Source organism: Clostridium sp. TF11-13AC, assembly GCF_003481065.1.
Lineage (GTDB): Bacteria > Bacillota > Clostridia > Lachnospirales > Lachnospiraceae > Otoolea > Otoolea fessa.
The window spans coordinates 1-6488 of sequence record NZ_QUKJ01000015.1 but is presented as its reverse complement, the minus strand read 5'-3'; the positions used below and the strand labels follow the sequence as shown (position 1 = coordinate 6488).

Sequence of the window (6488 nt, the reverse complement as noted above, 5' to 3'; positions counted from 1 at the left end):
TCGAGTCCCGTCTCGCGCTCTTTTTATTTCCAGGATTTATGCGGGTTCCGAGGTATTCGGGATCCGCTTTTAGTTTACATAACTAAAATTACTTGCAGTTTTTACTTGAAGTTTTCGTGTTATCATCCCCTGCCTGAGCATTTGAAATATTTTGTACTGGTTTAAAACCTTTGAAATGCAATCTTTTATGTTTTCAGTAGCAACTATCATGAAGACACTTGAAGACAGATGCTAAATAGCGATATTTTACTGTAAAGCAGTTTTTAAAAGTTTGTGTGTTTCTTTCTCCAGAGTTTAACCGACTTGCATAAGTTTTTCCTATCTTATGAGTGGAATTTGCTGGTATAGAGATTCTATTCTAGGACATGTATTAGAAAAATAAGAAACTATTTAAAAAGATTATCAAGCGATGTATTTAAAATATGAGTAATGGCAACGAGTTCACTAGCAGAAATATGAGCTAAATCTTTTTCGTATTTTGAATAACTCTGTTTGGTGGTATTGCACCCAAGAAGTTGCATCTGACGAACCATATAAGCTTGAGTAAAGGAATGCTCAAGACGCAGTTTTTTAATATTAGTGCCTAAAGAAATTGCGTTATCGGATTTTACCTTAGAATCGGTTGTCACGTAGCACCTCCAAATACTTGATTGAGTGCATTATAAAATGTTCAATCAGATATTTGGTCGCAATAATGCGACTTCGTACTTGATTATTACATCCTCCGTGGTATAGTGAATGTAAATAGATTAAGAATTTTTGCATATTACAGAATAAAAAATACGAAGGAGGGATGTATATAATGAAAAAAAGAATATTAGCATTAGCAGGAATGGCGGCAACAATGATATTTGGGATGAGTTTAACATCATTCGCAGCTGAGGAACCGAAGTGGATTGTACCTAAGGGATTATCTGCAGGTGAGTATCAGAGTATGTATGGAACTTCCGATTGGTATGTATGTGAGGGAGTGGCGCAGTGTCAAGCTTGGGCGGAAGCTAATAAAGGTGATATTATAGGTATACAGGATGAAATGACCAGATATACGGCAATTGTTAATAAGGTATGCTCCTTTTTAACTTATGACATAACGTATGTTCAACCACATATTGCATATACGATTAGAGATGGTAAGGGTGTGTGCGCTGATTATACAGCACTAACACTGGCTCTTTGTGAGAAATGCGGTATCAAAGCAGTTGTGTCAGGTGGAGTACTTAATGGTGTAGAGCATGATATGCTCAAGGTAACTATCAATGGGGTGGAATATTATAGCGATCTAACAAATTATGATTCTGGAGTTGTTGGTGTTTTAGGAATGACTCCAGGATATAGAGAAGATTCTTGCGGAGGTGGACTGGTTACGGCTAACTATAGTACTGGGGCTGATACAAGTGCTAATAGTTATACTGTTTTATGTATGGAAGCTAATAAAGTTGGTATGGTTCCTATTGTAAATAAAAATGGTACTTACTATATAACTAAGGCAGATGGAGAGCTATTTGATAAATATGCAGAGGCTGGTGATGTATCTGGTATGTATAGTATTTTGGATAAATATAATATACCGCATGCTTAAGGAAATGCAGTATTTGAATAATCGATTTAACATTAGTTAATTTTCAATGTAGAAAATGGGCAATTAAACCAGAAAGGGATAAGGATGGTAGTCCCTTTCTGGTTCGTTTCATTTTTGATATTTTTCGTGTTAAAAGTTTATCTTATCAAGGAGCAAGTGTGGCACCCGTGACAGTTCTCATCGAATACATTTTTTATAGGGGAGTAAGGGGAGATACAGGAAGGTAACTCTGACCCCTTTATTTTTTATAAATAACATGTTTTTAGTGAAGGCTAGTTTCGAGCCCCGTCGTATGCTTTTTTATTCTTAAAAGTCTTGAATTTTCAAGGCTTTTTTTGCTATATTACAGAACAGACCGTCAATACTCTTCTATTGCCAATAAAGAACATATTTGAGGACATTTACAGTTTCCATACGATTTTGAAGCATATATTGTATTTTTTTGAATACATGATATTATTTTTTATAGAAAGAAGGTGATAGTATGAAGCTTCAAAAGAATATGGTATATGTATTTATTTTAGCAACATTGATTTATTTCGCATCAGTAGCTATGTATGCGGTAAATTGTATTTATATGTTAGATGATAGAGTGTTCCTGATTACTAGAATATTGATGATGTTATGTTTATTCGTATTTTTTCTGATCGAGCTGGGAAGCAAAGCGATTGCAAAAAATGAAGAGATAAATGCTTCTAAGATAGAGCTATTCAGCAGATTTGAGATTTTCAGTAAGATATGTATAAGATTCAGTATAGTTATTTTAGTTTTGCTGGTGATTTGGAATTTAATCAGATAAGAAAAAGGAGAAAATAAGATGAGCAAAGTATTAATTCTAAACGGAAGTCCACGTGTAAACGGCAACACATCCATTGCCATCCGGGAAATGGAGAATGTATTTCGAAATAGTGGGGTGGAGGTAACAACCATGCAGATTGGAAATAAAGATATCCGGGGCTGTATTGCCTGTAACCAGTGCAGCGAAATTGGAAAATGTGTGTTTGATGATATCGTAAATGAGCTGGCACCTCTCTTTGAGGCGGCGGATGGCCTGGTGATTGCCAGTCCGGTCTACTATGCATCGGCTAATGCGACGCTGATTGCCTGTCTTGACCGCTTGTTTTACAGCACGTCCTTTGATAAGAGCATGAAGGTGGGTGCAAGTGTAGTCTGTGCACGCAGAGGTGGCTGCTCAGCGACTTTTGATGAATTGAACAAATTTTTTACCATCAGCAATATGCCGATTGCATCCAGCAGATACTGGAACAGTATTCACGGCTGTGAGAAAGGGGAGGCAGAGATGGATGAGGAAGGCAAGCAGACGATGCGGATGCTTGCAAAGAATATGACATTTCTTATGAAGTCCATCGAGCTTGGCAAGAAAGAATATGGTCTTCCGGAACAGGAGGAGCGGACGGCGACGAATTTTATTCGGTAAGTTTAAGGGAGTCAGAGCATTTTTGATAATGTAGTCCATGCGCCGGCTGGATGGAGATACGATTTCGAAAATGAGATCGGGAGTGCCAGAACAGCCGCGGTCGGTCAATTTGTTCGGATCACAGATAAGAGAGATATCAGGCTCAACCCAATCTTTATCATCCGCATCCAGATTGACGGCGAAAGGAGGCGGATAAACGCGGCATTTTCCGCCGTTGGACTCGATATAATTTCCAAGAAGGCGGGAAATCTGGTAGGAAATTTCCTGATGAATCCGGCTTGGAGGTGCCATATTATAAAATTGCCCGTCGATCAGCTCTGCATGCTGCCCGTCGGGCAAATTTCAGTAATCTTTTGAAATATAGGTATACCTATACCTAAAAGTATAACAGGAAGAAATCATTTTCAATCATCCGTACGTATTCGCAACCAATCCCAGATAACCTCAGCGTCGTATCCGGTCATATGGATAATGATGACCTGATAATCGCGAACCGTCTCATACGGAAGTTTACCGGAACCGTCATGCATCCATCACAGGAAAAGGCTGTAGCGGACGATGGCATACTCTAACGCGATCCCTTGCATCTGTAGAATCATATCTTCCAGTCCGCTGCCTGGTTCCAGTAGAGCGGAAAAGAACGCATTTGCCAGAAAATGACGAAGAGGCATCTGAGAGAGCACCGATGCATTTCGAAATTTTTCCCAGGGTAGTTCAATATCGCAGCTCAGTGAGCGTAGCTGCGGGAGAGTCCTTCGGAAAATTTCTGTGGACAGGATATGTATGAGGGAAGATTTCCGGGGGATTTTGAGCGGAAATATGGTTGGATGACAAAAGTTCACGCGCCATTTGGACAAAATCCTGCATGACAGGAGACAGAAACTTGCTCTGATGCCACGCCAGATGAACGGTATTTTGAAAAGAAAAATCCGAAAAATAGATCCGGGAAATGGCACTGAGTCTCAGCTCAGCTTCGATCATAGTGCTTGGAAGAATCGTGACGCCAAGCCCCAGGCGGACGGCTTCGAGAATGGCCTCTTGCGAGGTGCTTTCCCAGGCAGGGGTGACCTCACAGCCGGTCTGGCGGATGGCATTTTGAAATACTTCATAGGAGGTGCTGCTGACTTCGCGGAAGAGCAGCGGTTGTTTCATAAATGTATTGATGGAAACGGTTTTTCCTGCCATCGGGTGTCCCGGCGCGCAGATGGCGGTGTAGTGTTCCTGAAACAGGGGAGTCAGGGCAATCTGTTCGGAGCGGATGGTTCCGCCGACGATTGCAAGATCTAGCGCCCCATTTAAGAGCATGGCTTCCGTCTGTGCGGTCGTCTGTATATGGACCTGCGTGTGCACCTGGGGATATGTCTCTTGAAATAGCTGCATGAAACGTGGCAGATAGGAAATCCCCACGTTGGTGCTGGCACCGATGCGGAGAACTCCGCTGATTCCGGAATTGGAAAATGCCAGTTCCATTTCATCGTACATCTGGATAAAATGGCGTGCATAGTCGAGAAAACGCCGCCCTTCGCCGGTAATTCGCAGACGCTGGTTGATCCGGTCGAAAAATAATGTTCCGTAGTGTTCTTCGAGCTCCCGGACGGCGGTGCTGACGGTTGGCTGCGTCAGGTAGAGATTGCGTGCCGCCTGTGTAATGCTTCCGGCGGATGCTACTTCGATAAAAATTCGGAAATGCCGCAGTGTCATGAAAACTCCTTTCCTGAATGTTTCATAAGGAGTGGGAAACATTCGTATTTGTATGTTTGTCCTGCTTTTTTCCTGCCGTCAGAAATATTATTTTTGACGGCGTTGCTTTTATAGAGAATCATAGATATTTTAATAAGAACTATATATAAATTATAGTAATTTTAAAATGAATTGGCAAGTGTTATAATGGGCACAGAAAAAGGAATGTTGTTTTGCGTGAAGGAGAACTGGGAGAGACAAAAGATAAAATAGAAAAAGGGGGAATGGCAGATGAAACAGAAGCATCAACTGCTGGTTTTATTTTTAAAAACACTTTATATCAGCGCATTTACATTCGGGGGCGGTTTTGTCATTGTGACATTTATGAAGAAATGTTTCGTGGATGAGCTTCACTGGATTGATGAACAGGAAATGCTTGATTTTACCGCACTGGCACAGTCCTGTCCGGGCGCGATTGCGGTAAATGGGGCAATTTTGGTTGGTTGGAAAGTATATGGGTTTGCCGGAATGGTGGTGGCAGTCATCGGAACGATTCTTCCGCCGATGGCGATTCTGGCGGTTTTATCCGTCTGTTACGCCGCGTTTGCGTCGAACGTCTGGGTGGCAGCAGCACTAGAGGGAATGCGAGTCGGCGTGGCGGCTGTGATTCTGGATGTTTCCTGTGGGCTGGGAGTGAATGTTATGAAGGAAAAAAAGCTGTATTCAATTGCAATCATGGTAATTGCGTTCCTGGCTGATTTTGTGCTGGATGTGAATGTAATCTATATCATTGCGGCGGGTATTCTGGCGGGAACGATTCGATTTATCTGGATGAGAAAACGTGAGCAGACGACCGGTGCGGTATAGAGGGGGAGAATAGATATGATCTATATACAATTATTTTTGAGCTTTCTGCAGATAGGGCTTTTCAGCGTGGGCGGCGGCTACGCGGCGATTCCACTGGTACAGAGCCTGATTGTGGAACGACAGGGATGGATCACGATGACGGAGTTTACGAATCTTATCACGATCGCGGAAATGACGCCGGGACCGATTGCGGTCAATTCAGCAACCTTTGTCGGAATTCGGATAGCGGGACTTCCGGGAGCGGTTGCGGCAACCTGGGGATGTATTTTCCCATCTTGTATCATTGTATCGGTATTGGCATACATATATCGGCGTTACCGTGGCGGCTCTGCGATGGGAAGTATTTTAGGCAGTCTTCGCCCAGCGGTAGTGGCGCTGATCGCAGGTGCCGGACTTTCGATGCTACTGGCAGCAGTTCTTCCAGAGGTAAATGGGGAAAGGATGATCCAGTGGGGCAGTCTGGTTCTTTTTTCGGCAGCTTTTATAGCGCTCCGTAAATGGAAACTGAACCCAATTCTTGTGATGTGGGTCTGCGGCGGTGTCAGCCTGGCAGTTAAATTGATTGAGTATCATTTGTAGAGAAGGTAGTATAGGAATAGGTAATAGATATAAATGAGAGTGTAGATGGAGATTGAAAGCTGTATTTATGAATGGATGGAAATGGCATCGGATTCTTTTGATTCGATGCCATTTCTGGGATTAGGGGAAATAGATGCATAGACTTAGAATAGTAAGAATATTCTAAAAAATCACAACAAAATAAAAAGAATAACAAATATAGAAAAATCGTTGACAATCCTTGGAAACTCTGGTATCATAACATACGTCCTTGAGACAAGGGCAAATCAATCGAGGAAATAAGAGCAGAAACGCAAACGGGTTCCTGAGAAAGATTAAAAATAAAATAAAAAAGTTGTTGACAAA

At 42.0% G+C, this 6488-nt stretch carries 6 protein-coding genes and 1 pseudogene; 4 read left to right on the top strand and 3 right to left on the bottom strand.

Annotated elements, in window-relative coordinates; all coding sequences use genetic code 11:
• Positions 1 to 386: 386 nt before the first annotated feature.
• The gene (locus tag DXD12_RS14910) at positions 387 to 629 is read right to left on the bottom strand and encodes a helix-turn-helix transcriptional regulator (protein WP_118638609.1); all 243 of its coding nucleotides are present in this window, start codon (positions 627 to 629) and stop codon (positions 387 to 389) included.
• 173 nt (positions 630 to 802) lie between these two features.
• Here DXD12_RS14910 and DXD12_RS14905 point away from each other — a divergent pair, with 173 nt between their 5' ends.
• Both DXD12_RS14905 and DXD12_RS14895 read left to right on the top strand, forming a co-directional pair.
• A complete protein-coding gene (locus DXD12_RS14905) occupies positions 803 to 1579 on the top strand; it encodes a transglutaminase domain-containing protein (protein ID WP_182457102.1) in 777 nt (258 codons plus the stop codon).
• Positions 1580 to 2396: 817 nt separating this feature from the next.
• On the top strand, positions 2397 to 3017 hold the full coding sequence (locus DXD12_RS14895) for a flavodoxin family protein (protein ID WP_118638606.1): 621 nt from the start codon (positions 2397 to 2399) through the stop codon (positions 3015 to 3017).
• Positions 3018 to 3044: 27 nt separating this feature from the next.
• Here the strand turns inward: DXD12_RS14895 and DXD12_RS14890 are convergent.
• Both DXD12_RS14890 and DXD12_RS14885 read right to left on the bottom strand, forming a co-directional pair.
• A pseudogene (locus DXD12_RS14890) lies at positions 3045 to 3356 on the bottom strand (Uma2 family endonuclease); the annotation flags it as partial.
• Positions 3357 to 3731: 375 nt separating this feature from the next.
• Positions 3732 to 4718: a LysR family transcriptional regulator gene (locus tag DXD12_RS14885; RefSeq protein ID WP_182457101.1), complete on the bottom strand. Its 987-nt coding sequence runs from the start codon at positions 4716 to 4718 to the stop codon at positions 3732 to 3734.
• Positions 4719 to 4988: 270 nt separating this feature from the next.
• On the opposite strand from DXD12_RS14885, the gene DXD12_RS14880 reads away from it, so the two are divergent.
• Positions 4989 to 5564 carry a chromate transporter gene (locus tag DXD12_RS14880; protein ID WP_107001911.1) on the top strand — a complete coding sequence of 192 codons (576 nt, stop codon included), beginning with the start codon at positions 4989 to 4991 and terminating at the stop codon, positions 5562 to 5564.
• A 15-nt stretch (positions 5565 to 5579) separates the two neighbouring features.
• Complete coding sequence (locus tag DXD12_RS14875) at positions 5580 to 6143, top strand: chromate transporter (RefSeq protein WP_107001912.1); 564 nt, start codon at positions 5580 to 5582, stop codon at positions 6141 to 6143.
• The last annotated feature ends 345 nt before the right edge of the window (positions 6144 to 6488 follow it).

Excerpts from the sequence above, each read along its gene's own strand:
- DXD12_RS14905 (WP_182457102.1), top strand. The coding sequence starts at position 803 with ATGAAAAAAAGAATATTAGCATTAGCAGGAATGGCGGCAACAATGATA.
- DXD12_RS14895 (WP_118638606.1), top strand. The coding sequence starts at position 2,397 with ATGAGCAAAGTATTAATTCTAAACGGAAGTCCACGTGTAAACGGCAAC.
- DXD12_RS14885 (WP_182457101.1), bottom strand. The coding sequence starts at position 4,718 with ATGACACTGCGGCATTTCCGAATTTTTATCGAAGTAGCATCCGCCGGA.
- DXD12_RS14880 (WP_107001911.1), top strand. The coding sequence starts at position 4,989 with ATGAAACAGAAGCATCAACTGCTGGTTTTATTTTTAAAAACACTTTAT.
- DXD12_RS14875 (WP_107001912.1), top strand. The coding sequence starts at position 5,580 with ATGATCTATATACAATTATTTTTGAGCTTTCTGCAGATAGGGCTTTTC.